13 protein-coding genes and 1 riboswitch are annotated in these 18,316 nt (G+C 52.8%); all 13 genes read left to right on the forward strand.

What is annotated here, in order from left to right:
- Positions 1-2: 2 nt before the first annotated feature.
- Complete coding sequence (locus B5E84_RS11340; RefSeq protein ID WP_087222796.1) at positions 3-185, forward strand: Flp1 family type IVb pilin; 183 nt, start codon at positions 3-5, stop codon at positions 183-185.
- Between the two features lie 78 nt (positions 186-263).
- On the forward strand, positions 264-935 hold the full coding sequence (locus tag B5E84_RS11345; RefSeq protein WP_087222798.1) for a TadE family protein: 672 nt from the start codon (positions 264-266) through the stop codon (positions 933-935).
- Positions 936-965: 30 nt separating this feature from the next.
- Positions 966-3,458, forward strand: a complete 2,493-nt coding sequence (locus B5E84_RS11350; RefSeq protein WP_087222800.1) for a DUF5702 domain-containing protein — start codon at positions 966-968, stop codon at positions 3,456-3,458.
- A 1-nt stretch (position 3,459) separates the two neighbouring features.
- Positions 3,460-4,569, forward strand: a complete 1,110-nt coding sequence (locus B5E84_RS11355) for an endonuclease toxin domain-containing protein (protein WP_087222802.1) — start codon at positions 3,460-3,462, stop codon at positions 4,567-4,569.
- 16 nt (positions 4,570-4,585) lie between these two features.
- A complete protein-coding gene (locus tag B5E84_RS11360) occupies positions 4,586-5,254 on the forward strand; it encodes a prepilin peptidase (RefSeq protein WP_087222804.1) in 669 nt (222 codons plus the stop codon).
- A 95-nt stretch (positions 5,255-5,349) separates the two neighbouring features.
- Positions 5,350-7,425 carry a DUF6382 domain-containing protein gene (locus B5E84_RS11365; protein WP_087222806.1) on the forward strand — a complete coding sequence of 692 codons (2,076 nt, stop codon included), beginning with the start codon at positions 5,350-5,352 and terminating at the stop codon, positions 7,423-7,425.
- 12 nt (positions 7,426-7,437) lie between these two features.
- Positions 7,438-8,208, forward strand: coding sequence for a PP2C family protein-serine/threonine phosphatase (locus B5E84_RS11370; protein WP_087222807.1), 771 nt, complete (start codon positions 7,438-7,440; stop codon positions 8,206-8,208).
- Positions 8,205-8,723, forward strand: a complete 519-nt coding sequence (locus tag B5E84_RS11375; protein ID WP_087222809.1) for an A24 family peptidase — start codon at positions 8,205-8,207, stop codon at positions 8,721-8,723. Before B5E84_RS11370 ends, B5E84_RS11375 begins: the two co-directional genes overlap by 4 nt.
- A gap of 14 nt (positions 8,724-8,737) precedes the next feature.
- Positions 8,738-8,887: a hypothetical protein gene (locus B5E84_RS20625; RefSeq protein ID WP_162612855.1), complete on the forward strand. Its 150-nt coding sequence runs from the start codon at positions 8,738-8,740 to the stop codon at positions 8,885-8,887.
- A 24-nt stretch (positions 8,888-8,911) separates the two neighbouring features.
- The gene (locus B5E84_RS11380; RefSeq protein WP_087222811.1) at positions 8,912-11,815 is read left to right on the forward strand and encodes a WD40 repeat domain-containing serine/threonine protein kinase; all 2,904 of its coding nucleotides are present in this window, start codon (positions 8,912-8,914) and stop codon (positions 11,813-11,815) included.
- A 20-nt stretch (positions 11,816-11,835) separates the two neighbouring features.
- The gene (locus tag B5E84_RS11385) at positions 11,836-15,633 is read left to right on the forward strand and encodes an N-acetylmuramoyl-L-alanine amidase family protein (RefSeq protein ID WP_087222813.1); all 3,798 of its coding nucleotides are present in this window, start codon (positions 11,836-11,838) and stop codon (positions 15,631-15,633) included.
- 241 nt (positions 15,634-15,874) lie between these two features.
- Entirely contained in the window at positions 15,875-16,888 is a 1,014-nt protein-coding gene (locus B5E84_RS11390) for a TDT family transporter (RefSeq protein ID WP_162612856.1), read from the forward strand.
- 1 nt (position 16,889) lies between these two features.
- Positions 16,890-17,005, forward strand: a riboswitch (FMN riboswitch).
- 468 nt (positions 17,006-17,473) lie between these two features.
- Positions 17,474-18,124, forward strand: coding sequence for an ECF transporter S component (locus B5E84_RS11395; RefSeq protein WP_087222817.1), 651 nt, complete (start codon positions 17,474-17,476; stop codon positions 18,122-18,124).
- The last annotated feature ends 192 nt before the right edge of the window (positions 18,125-18,316 follow it).

The raw sequence follows: 18,316 nt of genomic DNA on the forward strand, positions 1-18,316 counted from the left end.
GTATGGATTTGTTAAGACGATTCTGGGAGGAAGAAGACGGAATGGGAACGGTGGAGATAGTGATGATTATTGCGGCGCTGATGTGTGTTGCACTGCTGTTCAGAGAGCAGATTTACGGGTTTGCTGAAAGGACCATGAAAGTTGTATTTGGTACGGACGTTTCCGCTCCATCATCAGGGGGCTGATCAAGCAGAGGGTATCCCGAAAACCATATTTCAGTTTCCGGGATACCCAGTAAAAGAAAGAGGGGAGGCGGAAAACAGGTGAAAAAAGGATTTCTGACAACAGGAAGGCATCGGCCAGACACCCAGGACGGATATCTGACCATAGAGGCGGCCATGGTATTTTCCGTCCTGTTTTTTTCTTTGATCTTTATTTTATTTCTGGGAATGGTGCTGTATCAGCACGTAAATTTGCAGAGCATTGCAGTGCAGGCCTCTGAGCGTGGGTCTGTGATCTACAGCTCCAGGGTAAAGGATATGTCCGCGGGAGTAAAGACACTGGATGATTTTCTAGTGCGGGATCCCTATCGGAATGTCCCTTTTATGGACGGCGGAAACAAGGCGGGTTACTCCGCCATTATCAATACATATATCGACGGACAGATGGGAAGGCGCGACATCATAGAAGGTTCGGGGCAAAACTCCGGCGACTACGTGGAGGTGGAGGACTATCTGATTGAGAAACGAATCAAAGTCCACATCCACAGCAGTTATGAAATGCCCATTGTATCCATACCGGCCATGTTCGGCCAGGAGGGCCCCTTTGAGGTGGACACCACCGTGGTGTCGGCGGTGACGGATTCTCCGGATTTTGTCCGGAATGTGGATTTAGCGGCAGACGTGATCCGTCAGACCTCGGTGTTTGACAGTGTGCAGAGCGGCTACAATAAAATTCAGGACTGCATAGAAGACGTAAAAGAGCTGCTGCAGTGACAGGAGCGTTGGGAGGAAACGGGGGACGGGATGAAAGCATTTGAAAACAGAAGAATCCGGGGAGCCATATCCATTTTTCTGGTGATCATCACCATTCCCACCATGCTGTTCGCGGCAGTGCTGGTGGATGGGAGCCGGATGGCCAGCGCCAGGGCTATCACTCAGGAGGCGGCGGATCTGGCGGCGGTCAGCGCCCTGGCGGAGTACAATCTGGATTTGAAAGAGGATTACGGCCTGTTTGCCATAGAGGACAGCGAAAATGTGGAACAAATCTACCGGGAAAGCCTGGAGGCCACCCTGCTTGCCAGCGGGATACCGGGAGCGGAGGAGTATTCCCAACAAGTCTGGGAGATTTTAAAGATGGCTGTGGGAGCGGGAAACGCTTACGAGGGCAAAGACTTTTTGAATCTGTACGACTTTTCTGTGGATTCCTGTCAGGTGACCCCAAAATACAGCCTGGCGGAGTGGCAGGTGCTGGAAAACCAGATGGTGGAATATTCCAAATTCCGGGGCCTGTATGTGATGGCGGACCGTCTGAGCCTGTTTAGTCAGCTGGGAGAGGCAAAAAGCCAGGCGGAACAGCTTGCCCAGACAGCAGAGGCTATGGAAGATAAGATGGATGTGGACGAAAAGAATGCCGCGGCGGACAAAGCGCTTTCAGAGCTTCGGGAGAAACTCACTGGCCTGAACACAGCCATAGAAAACGCAGGTTTAAGCTGCGGGAGCTACGAAGCGATCCTGCGGTCTAAAATGAAACAGATCCGTCTGAACAATGTGGAATCAGAGGATACCTTAAGTCCGGAGGAGGAGGGCGATGCCGCCCTCTATGATTCATGCAGGAGAGCGGTCAAGGACAGCTTAGGGAAACTGGACGACGCGGCAAAATCCGTGCTTGACAAGGCAGAACAGGCAAAAAAAGAAGTGCAGAAGGGGATTGAGCGTCTGAACTCGTTTCAGTCGGAAAACAGCGGGACGGCAGCGGGAAACAGCGACGTGGCCTCCCTGGTGGAGGACGCCAGGCAGAATGTGGAGCGGTATGAAACGGTGTATCTTCCAAAGATCGAAGAAATTTTGGATGACGATGTGATCAGACAGCTTTCCACGGACAGGACCCTGGGGGACCGGGTGGATCAAATCATGGATGAGATCGACGAGGCCATTTTTCGGTACGAGAAGGAACTGGAGGAGATGGAACGGGAGAACGAGGAGGATGAAGACGCAGAAGATGATGAGGAAGAAGAAATCCTGGAGTATTATTACTACTATTTGGACAGCGACGAGCGGACGGAAGATGCGGAATATGTTGCAGGCACCTCCTCTCTCCAGTGCTATATGGGTGCCGTAGTTAGTGAGCTTGTCTATTTTCTGGGAGCCAGTTGGGATACGGAGCAGCTGAATCCCACGCGGGACGCCTATGCCGGAACGACCACAGACAGGATTGATCCGGAGTTCGTCCAGTCACAGTCCGGCACCAAAACGGGGGAGGACAACGACAGCCCGTCAGAAAAGCGGAAGGAGGTCTCCCAGGAGGTTTACAATTCCCGCCCATCCAAAACCTTTGCCAGCAAAGACGGGAGCAGCGCAGGCAGCGATTTTTACAACACCAGCGGAGATTTGACCGCGTCAAAGGCCATCTTGGATCAGGGAAAAAACGGCAGCATGGTCCAGCAGGTGGGGGAAGCGGTCCGCGATGATGTGTTGAGCCTAAGCTATATGTTCGGAACCTTTAAAACCAGGATGACCGGGGTAGAAAAATTTTCCAAGTCCGGGATGTCCCAGGCGGATCAGGACAGTTTCTATATGCCGAAATGGCGTTACGCCCACGAGGAAGGGGAATTGGATATGCGGTTTACCCCGAAGAAGGACCGGGAGACGGTGCTGCGGGGGGAGATCGAATACTTGATCTTTGGAAACCGTACGGACGCGGCCAATGAAAATTCGGTGTACGCCGCCATCTACGCGGAACGCCTGCTCAACAATGTCATTGCCCTGTACGCGGAAAAGACCGTGGTCAATCCAGCCTGTCACGCAGCGGCGTTGGTGCTCAGCGGAACAACGGGATTTATCGTTCCGGAGCCGGTATTTTTCTGGATTGTTTTAGGGGGCTGGGCCATCGCGGAGACGACGATGGATATGAACTACCTGATCCAGGGCGGCTACCGGATTCCTCTGATCAAAACCAATAAAAACATTCTTTTAAATGACTTTCCCGACGGAGAAGGCATGATTTCCCATTACGGGGAAACGGGGATCTTTGTCTGCTATGAGGATTATCTTCTGATGATGCTGTTAATTGCCGGACAGGAAAAACGGCTGATGCGCTCTGCCGATCTGATTGAAATGAATATGAAGAAAAAGCAGAGTGATTTCACCATGGCTGGGGCCTATACCTACCTTTACGGAGAGACGGAGTTTTCCACCAGGTATCTCTTTGGGTCGGTGATGCCGTTTCAGGAGAACTATGAGGAAGGCGGAGTGTCGGGCCGGATGAGGTTTAAAAATTCCATCTATCTGGGGTATTGATATGACAGGGAAAAAGGAAAAGGGTTCGCTGACCATTGAGGCCAGCATGGTTTACCCGTTGTTTCTGATGATTATTGTGACAATCCTGTTTCTGATGCGGATTGTGTACACCTATGGGCTGATTCAGCACGCGGTGAGCCAGACAGCAAAAGAGCTGTCCATGTATTCCTATATTTATCAAATAGCAGGCATTGGGGACATTAATCAGAACATTCAAGGGGCTGTTTCCGGGAGGACAGAACAGTTTAACTCCGACGTGGAGAATGTGATTTCTCTGTATGAATCTTTTGGGAGCGGAGACGGAAATGTGAGCTATCAGGGAACCACCTCCCCCACGGAAATGCTAAAGAACATTGGCGGTGTCCTTCTGGGAGAAGGGGCTCAGGAATTAAATGACCAGTTTTTTCTTCTGGTGGTAAAACCCTTAATGGAAGGCTATATTGGGGCGGATTCCAAGGGGAATTCCGCTGACAAAAGGCTGGAGGCCCTGCGGGTGGTAGGAGGCATGGATGGCCTGGATTTTTCTGCGTCCAGTTTCTTTGCCGACGGCTCCACCGTGGATCTGATCGTCTGTTATACGGTGGATCCCTTATTTCCCATTGACATCATGCCGGAGATGAACCTGGCAAATAGAGCGAAGGTCCGCGGCATGAGAGGGAAAAACGTGTTTACGGGACAGGAGGCCGAGGGCGGCAGCGGGGAAAAAGAGAGCGTTTGGGACAAGAGCCCTGTGGAGAGGGGCAAGCTGATTCAGGAGCAGCAGAACGTCCGGAATCTGCCGGACCAGTTCCCGGCGTTTTCCGCTTTCGATCCCGCCACAGGAACGGCCACGGCGGAGGTTTCCATAGACCTGAGGGCAAAGAGCTATCAAACGACGGCAGGGATTGTGGGAACGATCCGGTCGCAGTGCAGCGACATGGAAAATTACAGGACCAGCACCAGGGAGCAGGTGACGGTGAATGAGGAGGAGATCCGGGAAAAGGTATTGATTGTCTACATTCCATCCTCTACCGGGGACCGAACGATCGACCGGAGTGCCTACGATCAGGCAGTGAACGAGGTGCAAGAGGCGTATCCGGACATTCGGATTGTGACAAAGGAGATAGACTAAAAGGCAGGAAACCGGGATGGAAAGTGGAATGGAAACAGCGGCAGTAGCAGTGATGGCTCTGTGCGGCGGAATGGAGACGGTATATGGAATATGGGCCTGGACGGGGACAGAGAAACGATTTCACCAGGTTTGGAAGGATAAAAGGCTGCTGCCAGCTGTCCTTTGCTGGCTGGCGTTCCTGATGGTTTCATGGTTTCTGCAACCTATGCCTGGGCAAACTCCCTGGCCGGGAAGTTTCCCGCCGCCCGGTTCCATCACGCCGGTGCGGGTGGCGGCACTGTTTCTCACCTTGATTTTGCTGGCGGCAGTGGATGTGAAACAGCGGATTGTCCCGGACCGGATTCTGGGGCTTTGCCTTGTGGGACAGCTGATCCTGGGGGCGGCGGAGGAGGAAATCGTCCTGTTGGGCCGTTTTCTGATGGAGGGAGCGGTGTTTGCAGGAATTTTGCTTGCGGTCTCCAGGCTGTTAAAAGGCGGGATGGGACTGGGAGATGTAAAACTTTTGGGAGTGATTGCCATGACAGCGGGGTGGAAATACGCATTTTTGCTCCTTGCCGTGGGGCTGAGCCTGACCTTTGTGGCAGGAATCTGCCTGCTGCTGTTTCGCCGCGCCAGCGTAACGTCGGAGCTGCCATTTGTGCCGTTTCTGGCGGCGGCCATGGTTATTTTGCTACTTGCTTTATAGTAGTCGGCGCGGCTGCGGTTTCACCTTGGCAAATATCAGATGCCGGACAGACAGGATTTCTATATAAAAATTTTATCAATGGAGGCAGGAAAACGATGGAGGGTCGATGGAGCATTACGTTTGAAAATATGGGGGTATCCAGCTATTTAACGGTAACGTTTCCGGAGGACGGCGGGCTGATCGGATACCAGCTGGAAATGATTTCCTCAAACACCATAGAACATCTTCTGGCAGTGTCCAAGCGAATGGTAAACGGGGAAATGGTGGCTTATTACAACATTTCATCCAAAATCCAGTTAAGCCGGATTCTGGAGAGAAGAAAGCTGAAAAAGGAGGAGATGATCTGTATCCTTCAGGGAGCGCTGCAGGCGGTTAAGGAGGGCAGAGAATATCAGCTGTCAGAAAGCGGACTGGTGATGGAGCCGGAGTATATCTACGTAGCTCCGGACACGTGCAGTCCTTCCTTTTTATATCTTCCTGTGGAACATACGGGGGCCGGCGGGATTCGGGAGCTTTTGGAAGAACTGATTATGCACGGTCATATAGAGATGAGCAATGACAATTTTATTCAGGTGCTTTTGGAGGTGCTGAACCAGCAGCCCTTTTCCCTAGACCAGCTTGCCTCATGTCTGGAAACGTATCGAAAACCGCTGGCAGGAAGGCAGATGGAGACTTCATATGGAGGAATATCCGCAGGGGCTGTGCCGCAGGGGAACGGGATGGGAGATAGGGGTCATAGTTTTGGAAGTCCGTTTTCTGGAAATGCGGCGGCTGTTCCCGGGGAGCGGCCGGCTTTCACTGCGGGAGACAACTTTGATAGTCAAGGGGGAGCCAGGCCGGCTACTGGCTGGGAAATGCCGGAAAAACAGGAAGAAATGAGAGCCGTTCCCGGAAACAGACCGGCTAGGCCGGCCGGCAAACCGGCAGTACCGGAGCAGGTTCCGGAAAAGAAAATGTTTTCAGGAAAGGGGAAAACGAAAAAAGAGAAGAAACAAAAACCGCGGAAACAAGATGCAGCAGGGGCGAAGACAGCAGATGGAGAGTTTGACAAAGAGGCGGCAAAGAAGAAATTTCTCCTCCCTCAGGCTTTGGTGCTGGTGGTGCTGGCGGCTTTGGTGTCTTTTGGGGCATTTACGGATGAAAGCGGCTCTATAGTGCTGAACAATGTTTTGGCTGCAGTGCTGATTGTAGTTGTGGCGGAAGTGATCCTGTACCGGGAAGTTTACGTGAACGGGAAAGAAACGGGAAAACAGAAAAAGAGCAAGAACGGCCGCGCATCGGAAACCCGCGGCAAATCTTTAAAACCCCCGATCGGATCGGGGAAAAAAGAGGGGAAAACAGGCCGTCCGGCAGTGCCGGGGACAGTCCGGGGAGCAAAGGACGGAGAACAGCCGGTTTCTCCCATCCAGCCACTGAATTTTCAGGCTCCGAACCGTGGGGAGCAGAAACTGCCGGCGGATAGGCCGCAGGTGGGATCCGCAGGCGGAGTACAGCCCTTTACAGGAAATGGTTCGCAGCCGTTTTCCGGCAGTGGAATGCAGTCTTTTTCAGAGCGTGGTTCACAATCAGTTGGCGAGAACGGAGCCCCGGTATTTTCCGGAACTGGAACTCCCTTTTTTGCGGAAAACCAGGGGCCGTTTTTTTCAGGGGATGGTTCCCGGTCTTTTGGAGCAAAGGCCCCCCAGGTTTCTTTTGACAATAGCTCCCGGCCATTTGCGGCGGCCTCTGCCTTTGGCCCTTACAGCGGTGCGCAGGGGGCCGGACCTTCAGCCATGGATACAGCCCGCCAATCCGCAGCCGCAACGACACTGGCGACGGAGCTGGGCGGTGAGACGGAACTGTGGGAGGGAGATCAGGATGGTGGAGCTTATCTGGAATACTATGTAAACGGCGTAATGTCCAGAGTGCCTTTAAACCGTCCCAGCACCCTGATCGGCCGCCTGTCCAGCCAGGTGGATTTTGCCGTATCCAACCCAAAAGTGGGGAAGATCCATGCAGAGTTTTTAAACCAGAATGGACAGATTTACGTAAAAGATCAAAATTCCAAGAATGGTACCTACATTAACCGCAGCGGCCAGCGGATCAACAGCAATATTCCTTATCCGTTAAAGGATAATGACCAAATCAGCCTGGCGGACAGTGAGTTTATCCTCCGCTGTGGCTCCAGATAAAAGGTGAGGCCTATGGCGGTGTATACCTATGGAGCAGTGACGGACCGCGGGGATTTTCGGGAGGAAAATCAGGACAGTATTTTGTGCGTGGACGGAGATGTGGAAGGAAAGGAAACGGCGCTTTTTGCAGTGGCGGACGGAATGGGAGGACTTTCCTGGGGCGGGCAGGTGAGCCGGTATATTGCGGAGCGCTTTGCCTGCTGGTGGAATGAGGACTTTCCCGATATGGTGTGGGCCGGACGGGACAGTAGCGCCGACATCAGGGAGCTGTTGGAGCAGGAGATTTGGGATATAAACCAGGCCGTCCTTCAGTTTCGTAAGAAGGAGCATTGCAGTTGCGGATCTACGCTCTCCCTTCTGTTGCTGTACGGAAACCGGTACTTTATCGAAAATATAGGAGACAGCCGGGTCTATCTGTACAGGCGGGGCAGCCTGAAACGTCTGACAGAGGATCAGTCCCTTGTGGCACAACTGGTTCGGGAGGGGAAAATGACAGAGGAGGAGGCTCGCCGCTCCAGCAAGAAAAATAAGCTCACGATGTGTATTGGAATGTTTGAAATTCCTCAAAGCTATTTTGTGACGGGGGAATGGAAACCGGGAGACGTGTTTCTTCTGTGCAGTGACGGGCTGTATAACCCGCTTTTGGAGGAACAGTTGGAACAGGTTTTGGCCCGCGGGGAACTGTCTGCGGGAGAGCGGGCCCAGCTATTGAGAAATTCTGTGCTGCCGGGAGACGGCAGGGATAATATTTCAGCCATTGTGGCGGAGGTTTTAGGAAAGTGACAGAGACGGAAGTGGAAAGCCTGCTGCGGATTGCCGCGGTATGTGTGGCTTGTGCAGGAGCTTGGACGGATTGGAAAAGCTACAGGATTCCCAACCGGCTGACAGGGAGCTGCATGGCTGCGGGTTTGATTTTAAGGTTTTTGCTTATGGGCGGAAACGGCTTTTTGACAGGACTTGCCGGATGGGGAGCCGGCGCTCTGGGGATGGTACTGTGGAGTTTGGGTGCGATGAAGGCGGGGGACATCAAGCTCTATATGGCCATCGGAGCTCTGGGCGGATGGAAATTTTGTTTTCAGACGGAAATCGTTTCTATCTTGCTTGGGGGAGTTGTAGCCCTGGTGCTGATGATCCGGCGCGGAGGAAGGAATCATCCGTGGAGACGGCTGTTGATCTACTGGGAAAATTTGTTTATGGGCGGAAAATTAACCATCTATGAGGGCAGCAAGGATTCTCAGTTCTGTTTTGGATGGATCATCGCAGCAGGAGCGCTGGCGGCCTATTTCTGGCCGCTGTGAGTTGGAGGTTTCAAATGGTGGAAAGTGAATGGCTGTTTTACGGAGGAATAGGGATGATGGCGGCGGCAGCAGTCATGGCTCTGATCAGTGTGCTTGTTTTTTCGGTGACCGGAAAGAAACTGAAACGGAAACTGGAACAGGAATACGGAAAACCGCTCCTATAAGGGACGGATGGAAGGAGAAGGAGTATGGGGCAGATCATTGCCGGTGTATATGAGATTGATGAACAAATCGGATCCGGAGGCGGAGGTGTGGTCTATCTGGGCCGCCATCTGCGCCTGAAAAAACAGATCGTCCTGAAGGCGGACAAGCGCACGCTGGCCACCGGGCCGGAGGCGCTGCGCCGGGAAGTGGATATGCTCAAAGGCTTAAGTTTTTCCTATATTCCTCAGGTGTATGACTTTGTGGAGCAAAACGGCGTAGTCTACACCGTGATGGAGTATATCGAAGGAGAAAGCCTGGACAAGGTTTTGGCGCGGGGAGAGCAGCCGCCTCAGGCGCAGGTGATCCAGTGGGCGGGTCAGCTTTTGGAAGCGTTGGTCTATCTCCATGGCCGCCCGCCCCATGGGATCCTTCATGGGGACATTAAGCCGGCCAACATTATGGTGCGGCCCAGCGGGGATATTTGCCTGATTGACTATAACATTGCTCTTGCACTGAGAGAAAACGGGGCGGTTCGGGTGGGAGGCAGCAGAGGCTATGCCTCACCGGAGCATTACGGGCTGGAGTTCGGAACCGGCAGCCATCTATCTTCCTCCATGACGACGGAGACCATCGCGGGTACGGAGCTGGTGGACGATACGGAAATCATGGACGATACCAGGGAGATGGATCAGACCGCGACTATGGCCTCTCCCAGGCCGGACAGTGGCTTTCAAAGCGGAGGGAGCACCGGGGGCCGGAGAACGGTCATGCTGGATGTGCGCTCTGATATATACAGCCTGGGAGCGACACTGTATCATCTGCTGTCGGGCAGCCGTCCAGCACAGGATGCGGGATCCGTGGAGCCGCTGGGATCAGAAGTATGCAGCCCTCTGGTGGCTGCCATCATAAAAAAGGCCATGGCGCCGGATCCAGGAAAGCGGTATCAGACGGCGGAGGATATGCTTGCAGCCTTTCGCAGCCTTTCCCGCAAGGATAAACGAACCATTCGCCGGAGAAGGAGAATGGTGGTCTGCGTGCTTTTTCTCTCCGCCCTGTTTTTGTCCGGGGGATTTTGTACATTTGTGGGATTAAAACAGATGGAACAGAGGCAGGCGGCATTGGCGCTGGCGGGGTATTCCGCCGATGCCCTGGCAAAAGGAGATGTTTCCGCGGCGGTGGAGCTGGCCCTTCAGGCCATCCCTAAAACGGACAGCATCTGGAATGCCCCAGTGACAGCCCAGGCTCAAAAGGCGTTGACGGATGCCTTGGGGGTCTATGATCTGTCGGACGGATTCAAGACGGTGGGAACCATTTCCCTGCCGTCAGCGCCGTTTAGCATGGAAATGTCCCCGGAGGGAACGTATCTGACGGCGGTCTGTTCGGAGGGCGTTCTGATTTACAGCGGGACAGATGGGAGCCTGATCTGCACTCTGCCCGCCCGGGATTCTGCTCTTTCCGAATGTGTTTTTGCGGAGGAAAACAGGATTGTCTATGCGGGGGATCGGGGAGTGACCGCTTACGACCTGGATAAGAGAGAGGCACTCTGGACAGGAGAGACGGCGACCACTCTGGCTGTATCCGGGGATGGGACAAAAGTAGCCGCAGTCAACCGGGATGAAGACCGGGCAGTGGTCTACCGCATTTCCGATGGGGAACAGGTGGCGGAACGCTCCTTTGACGGGCGTCATCTGTCCGTAGCGGAAAATGACATTTTTGCCAATCCGCAGGACAGTATTTTTGAATTAAATGAGGACGGCAGCCTATTGGCCGTGAGCTTTTCTGACGGCGGGCTGGTGATTTTTGATCTGGAAGATGAGAACGGGGATATGATCATGTATGATGATTCTTCCTACGACCACTTCGCGGGAGGCTTTTGCGGGCCGTACTTTGCTTTTGCGGCCACGAAAAGTGATCAGTCCCTGTTCGGCCTGATTGACACGGTTCAGGCCCTTTATATGGCGGGAAGTGAATCCAGGAGCCCCTATCTCCTCCATGCGGACAAACGGGGAATTGATCTGGCAAACGGAAATCTGCTGGTGCGCTTTGACCGGGACACCCTGGAGGAATTGGAACTGGCGTACACGGAAAATGAGAATATTACCGCCTTTTCCGCAGGCGGAGAATACGTCCTGGTTTCCACAGATGACAATGGATTTTCCTTTTTTGACAGCGGAGCCCGGAAAATGTCCCATGAGATCGGGGAGAAACCGTGGGATTTCCTCTGTCTGGCGGGAACGTCCGCGGCTGCGGCGAACCGCAGCGATCCGCAGATTCGTCTGATGGCTCTGGAGTCCCATGAAGAAACGGAAATCTGGTCCTACGATGCCCGGTATGGTCACGATGAGGCGCGGATCAGCGCGGATGGACAGACGGCCATGCTGTTTGACTATCAGAGTTTTAAAATTTACAGTCAGGACGGAACGGTGGTGGCTCATGGAGAATTTCCCAATAAGGAACAGATCTATGATCAGCAGTTTCGTAAAAGCCAGGAAGGCTCCTGGCTGGAGGTGATCTGGTATGACGGTACGGTGCGCCGGTACAGCGCGGCGGACGGTTCATTGCTGGGAGAGACGAAAGGAGAGCCTCCGTCTGCGGATTTGTACGAGGAATTTCTGTCTGGCCGTTACCGGGTGGAATCGTCCCTTCACAGAGCTCCGGAAGTGTACGATACGGAGACTGGAAAACAGGTGGCAGTGCTGCAAAGTGAGGATTATCTGACCTATGTGACCCAGGCGGGCGACCGGCTGATCACGGAGTATGTGACAGCGGATGGATTCCGGTACGGACTTTTATTAAATGAGAAATTTGAGCCTGTGGCGTATTTGCCGGGCTTTTGCGATATTCAGGACGAGATGGCAGTCTTTGATTACGGAGACGGGAATCTGCGGCAATGCCGCTTGTATTCCCTCCAGGAGCTGATCGCTCTTGGGGAGAGCAATAAAAAATAAAAGAGGAGGAGTGATATGGAATGAAACGTATCAGACGAGGGTTAGCAGTGACGTTGGCGGCACTGCTTATGATTCCGGCCCAGCCAACATTAGCGGTGCCTTCTGGCTCCGACAGAGAGCAGAAGGAATGGAAGGGGGACAGTCTGGCAACGCCGTCTGACCTGGAAAACGGCTCTTTTGGGGATGAAATTCCCGATGAGGACGAGCTCTGGAAAGATGTGGTTGAGGACAATGATCTCCAGAAGGACGAGACCCCTGATGAGGACGAGGATCTCAAGGACAAAGAGATTCCAGAGGAAGACGGGGAAATCCCGGAGGAGGACGATGTGGCCTCACCGTCCGATCTGGAAAAAACACCTGAGGAGGAGATCCGGTTCAACACGGGAAACCATGAGGTCAGCGTTGTAAGCTACGAGGATTTCTTTGACCGTGAGCTGGGAGACGCGTATTTTGAGGAGGATGGGAGCTATACGATTCAGATTCCGGAGGAAAATCCCTTCTTCCCCTATGAAGTGCAGTTTACCAGCGGTGGAACCGTCACAAAGGAATGGTTTATGACCCCGGAGGATTCTGTGGAGATTGATGACCATATTTTCTACGTGTCCGCGTTCTTTGATGACACGGTGGTGACCCAGATGACGCTGGACGTAGCCGGTGATACGGTGGTGGTCTATCCGGAGGCGAAAGAGTTTACAGACGGTGACGGCATCAGTCCCCTGTCTCTGCTGCCGCTGGAGGAACGGTCCCTGTCGGTGGACTTAAGCGGCTACACGCCGGTGGAGCTGACCATGGTCTCCATTGATTCCATTTTTGCCGGAAACGAGAATCTTGCCGGGAAGTCGGTGATGTGGAGTTTGGAGGGAGAGGACGATTATATCATCAATCACGCTGGTGATAAAATTGATATGAGCGTGGATCCCTGGACGGACAGTGCCCTGTGGGAGATGATTGTGGGAGAGGAAAGCCAGTTGGCGGATGGGAATATCCGTTATCTGTTGGATATGACGGTGACATCCTCGGAAGATTGGCTGGTGCCTACGGTTTATGAGGAAAGTAACGGGGGAAAACGCACAGAGATTTCCGTGCTGAACAGTTCCTACAATCTGTACAATATAGGGCCGCACCACGATAGGGAACGGTATTTGGAGATTGAAATATCTGAAAATGATTTACAGGATCCGGATCAGGAGGTATACGTTAATCTCGATATTAATAAAGATATTTTTGGGACGGTTCAATACAAAGATATAAAATTCTTTTTAGGCTCGTCTGAAGGCGGAGAGGACATCACGGATCAGATTTTAGGAAATGTGGATATGACACAGTCTGGTGCCGGGTATCCCATAGGAGTGGACAGTGACTATACGGATATTACAGCTGTGACTTATGATAAAGATGGGAACATTACAGGCAGGGTGCAATTCTGGATTGAACTGAGGACCAGAGGCAACGGCATGAGCATGGGCCTTTATGAGAAAACAGATACAGGGAGAGTCACGGTATATGATGGGACTTCGATCAAAAGAGAAAATGGCGTGAACTACTGGGTATGGACTTTGAAGTATGGATACCCGGTTGACGGCGATTATTATCTGAGGCTTACTTATCACCGGGAAGATACCAGTGCGTCTTCCTATGTAACAGCGGCTTATGCCGGCCTGTACAATACCATTGCGCAGGCGCAGGCAGCGGGAGTTGCGGACATCAAGGACACGTTGTTCGGAGACGGATATAAGGCGAATTACAGCGCAGGCGTACCAATTACTGTTTTCGTTGGAGAAGATGGAAGCGCGGATCAGGAGATTTATCGGTATGTATTTCAAACAGAAGAAGGAGAGCAGAAACTTGACAGCTCTGTTTCGTTCTGGATTAATGATCTGTGTGACGCGAATGGAACCAGTTTAGCAAATAACAGTTACATTGTTGAGGAGCGAGAGGATTCTTACGCGGAATACAATTATCGAACAATTTTTGTGGATGAAACGGTGGATTTAGAGCACCTTACGTTGAGTTTTCAGATTCCGACAAAGGCAGAGCTTTATGCGGAAGGCAGCGGGGAACCGGTAATCTCTGAGAAGACGGTTCTGGATTTTTCAGACGGGCCGGTACAGTTTACTGTTTCCGCGGAAAATAAGAAAAACTCCAAGAACTACTGGATTCAGGTGATCCAGATCCCGGATGCGGGAACAACCGGAGCGCTCTATTTCAACAGCCAGATGGATGAGAATGCGGAAACCACAAGAGAAGACGGCGTTATTTATTCCACAAGGGAAATTTTCATTGACAGCCGTCATGACAGCGTTCATGATATTCTGATTGCCAATATCGGTTCTGAGGAACTCTCAGACTTAACGGTAGAGCTGGAGTCAGACACAGATGCGGTGGTGTTGGATAGCTACTGGACATTAAACGGTGGTTATGGACTGGGTGGATTTACAACTGTTAAAGATTCGGGACACGGGGAACTGCCGAATTTGGCTAAGATCCGCCTCCTTGCCCAAAAAGATGCGGAGGGACAGGACGTATCCGGAACCTTGACGATTAAATCCGGCGGGGAACTGTTGGCAGTGCTGACCCTTACCGGTGTGGTAGGTGATCCTATGATTACCACCAAGGAGATTCCGGAAGCAGTAAAATATGTACCCTATGGAACGATGATCCAGAATAGTAACAAATACGACTGGAATACAGTAAGCTACCGTCTCCTGAGAGGAAATCTTCCCAGTGGAATGGTTGTGAAAGAGAATGGAGAGCTTTACGGCGTTCCCACGGAAAGCGGAGAATTTACCTTTACTGTCCGAATGGACAACAGTGAATCAGAGTTTGGTTCTCATAGCAGAACCTATACTTTGATCGTGAAGGAAAACACAGACATAAACGTAAACGCATCCACCGATCCAGGATATGAAGTCACCCAGAGAATCCCCGACATTACACTTGCATCCACAGAAGACCACACCTTTGTCTCTCAGGGCCTTTACGGGCAGTTTGTGGACGTTTTCCTCGACGGTGTTAAGCTGGTAGAGGGACAGGATTACGATTCTGAGTCCGGAAGTACGAGGATCACCATCCGCAGCCAAACCTTAAAAGCATCTAACCAGACCGGTACCCATACTCTGGGAGTTGAGTTCCGTACGGAGGACCGTACATTAAAGCGCGCGGCACAGAACTACCGCGTGACCGGCAGCGGCAGTAGCGGCGGCGGTGGCGGTGGCGGTAGCGTCACGGTGAGCACCGGAAATGGTTCCCTGACAAGAGATGCCAAGAAGGGATATGTGAATTCCATCACGGGAATTGTCACAGGAGAAGGCGAAGGCTATTCCAAATGGCAGCAGGACGAGACCGGGTGGCGGCTGATTTACGCGGACGGAACAGCAGCCGCAGGCTATATGGCAGAGCAGACGGACGGAAATTCCGTGGAGCAGGTGCTCTGGGAGAAGGTCAATGGTTCCTGGTACGCGTTCGGCGCCAACGGTTATTTGAAGTCCGGTTGGGTATGGGACTATGAGCTGGCAGCCTGGTACAGCCTGTCCGTGGACAGCGGTATGCGCAGTAGCTGGTATACCGATACCCAGGATGGATGCACCTACTATATGGATCCGTCCACAGGAAAAATGGTAATTGGCTGGAAACTGATTGACGGAAAGTGGTATTATTTCAACGAGACCACTCCCGTACAGACCTGGTTTTATAACGCAGAAAGCGGAGCCTGGGTCTACAATGTAAACAGCGGAGCAAGACCTTTTGGTTCCATGTATCAGAACGAATGGACGCCGGATCACTACCACGTGGGGGTTGACGGAGCCTGGGAAGAATAAAATTTTTGAAATTGGAATCAAATTCATCTTTATGAGAAGGGGCGCGCGGCGGAGTCTGCGCGCTCTTTTAAGTAGCAGACAATTTTAATAGTTTCCACCTTTTCTTCAATCCATAAAATGATTTTATATATCCATCACAATTCATAATTTCACCTTTTCGCCAAAACCTGCTATAGTATCCCCATCAAACAACCAAAACAAAAGATAACTCTCACAGGAAACAGAAAGGTGGATGATACAGATGAAACAGATGATCAGGCAGGTTCCCATTCCCATCGCCGGCGTGATGTTGGGGCTGACGGCTTTGGGGAACCTTTTGCAGGGGTATTCGGAGGCGGCGCGGGGGTTCTGCGGGGCGTTGGCGGCGCTGTTTGGCGTTCTTTTGCTGCTTAAATTCTGCCTGTTTCGGGAACAGGTGAAACAGGAGATGGAAAACCCTGTTATAGCCAGTGTTTCCGCCACCATTTTCATGTCCGTGATGCAGCTGTCCACCTACGCCTTTCCCTACATCGGAAAGGCGGCCGTTCTGGTGTGGGGGTTGGCGGTGGCCGGTCATCTGTGCCTGATCCTGTGGTATACGAAACGGTTTCTGCTCCGGTTCCGGCTGGAGGAGGTGTTTCCCACCTGTTTTGTCACCTACGTGGGGATCATCGTCGGTTCGATTACCTCCGCTACCTTTGGCATGGAGGCGGTGGGAAGATGGCTGTTCTGGTTTGGATTCTGCGCCTACGGGATCATGTTTCCGGTGATCTCCTGCCGGTATTTGCGGCGGATCCCTGTGGCGGAGGCTGCCGCGCCCCTGTTCTGCATTTACACGGCGCCCATGAGCCTGAGCCTCACCGGCTATCTGGCGGTGATGGAACATCCCTCCTTGACTTTTGTGCTGGCGCTGGAGATTTTGGCCCAGGCCCTTTATGGGATGGTGTTGACCAGGCTCCCCCGGTTTTTAAAACTGCCGTTTTACCCCAGCTACGCCTCCTTCACCTTCCCCTTCGTGATTACCGCCTTCGCCTTAAAAAAGACCCTGGAGCGGTTCGCGGCGGCGGGGATTGCGGTGCCGGCCGCCTGTTCCTGGCTGCTTGCGGCGGAGACGGCTGCGGCGGTGCTGTTGGTGAGCTATACGGTGGCGCGGTTTATCCTCCATCTATCCGGGCTTTGCCGGCGGCAGAAAACGGCGGAGGCCGCGGAGAGCGGTTTCCGGAAAAAAACCTTGCGTCTTTCCGGCAAAAGAGGTATAATCCAGTTATCTGAATAACCGGAGTCTTCGAGGGCAGGGTGAAATTCCCGATTGGCGGTAAAGTCCGCGAGCAGAGATGCAGATTTGGTGCGATTCCAAAACCAACAGTTAAAGTCTGGATGAAAGAAGATGCGTGCGGTCCGGCCACAGCGCACAGGCTGACGGCACGCGCTCCTGAAGTGAGCAACACCTGAGAGACGAGAGTTTTTCAGGTGTTTTATTGTTTACTGTGAAAGCCCCGGATGGCGACGATATAGATGGGCGTGCTTGCACGCACAGATATATCGGCATCAGACGGGCAAGACGGTATGAGAAAGTAGGGCGGCAGCCCGGATTTCGAATACCGTCGGCAGATGGCGGGAACGCCGTAGGCGTGGAGCCATCTGGCTTTCATGATTCGGGATGACCGCGTTAGCGGTCATGTCCGTTTTGTTTCATAGAAACGTTCACTCTGTCATAGGAAGCAGCGTTCCCTATGAAACAAAAGCCTCCGGCGGAGGCACAGTTTCAACGCCCTTTTCGGAGAAGAAATGGCCGCGTCTGCGGCGGAAACGGTTCCGAAGTCCGGAGACGGGCGAAAATCATCATTCAGGAGGTACTAAAATGAGTACGAAGACAAAACGGATTACAATGGTAGGGATGCTGTGCGCCATCGCCTTCCTGGTGACAGTGGTATGCCGGATTCCGGTGGTGCTGTTCTTAAAATATGAGCCGAAGGACGTGATCGTCACCATGGGCGGTTTCATGTTCGGGCCCATGACGTCCTTTGTGGTGTCCCTGATCGTCTCCTTTGTGGAAATGTTTACCATTAGCGACACCGGCATTATTGGCTGCATTATGAACGTGCTTTCCACCTGCAGCTTTGCCTGCACGGCGGCCTTTATCTACAAAAAGCACCACACCTTCAAGGGCGCGGTGGCAGGACTGATTTCCGGCTGCCTGCTGGCGACGGCGGTGATGCTTTTGTGGAACTACCTGATCACTCCCATCTATATGGGTTACCCCAGGGAGGCGGTAAAAGCCCTTCTGGTACCGGCGTTCCTGCCCTTTAACCTGTTAAAAGGCGGGGTGAACATGGCCCTTACCCTGCTTGTCTACAAGCCGGTGGTGACGGCCCTGCGCCGCGGCGGCCTGCTGGAGGATAACGGCAGCAGAATGGAGAACAAGACGAGGAGCGTGGGACCGGTTCTGGTGTCCGGCCTTCTTCTCATCACCTGCGTATTTTTCGGCCTGGTATTAAAGGGCGTGGTTTAAGAAAAAACGGAGCGGGAACGGATTCCTGCCCCGGGACAATTTCATAAAATAAGGAAACAGCCTGGCCTGAACCTCCTTTTTGCCGTCCGCGGCGAGGGGAGGGGGACCAGGCTGTCTGCGTGCCGGGGGAGGTACCAGGGAGAGCCTGAACTCTGTCTTGTCATTTCCCCATATTTTCGCTATACTACGGGT

The organism is Lachnoclostridium sp. An14, assembly GCF_002160755.1.
Taxonomy (GTDB): domain Bacteria; phylum Bacillota; class Clostridia; order Lachnospirales; family Lachnospiraceae; genus Lachnoclostridium_A.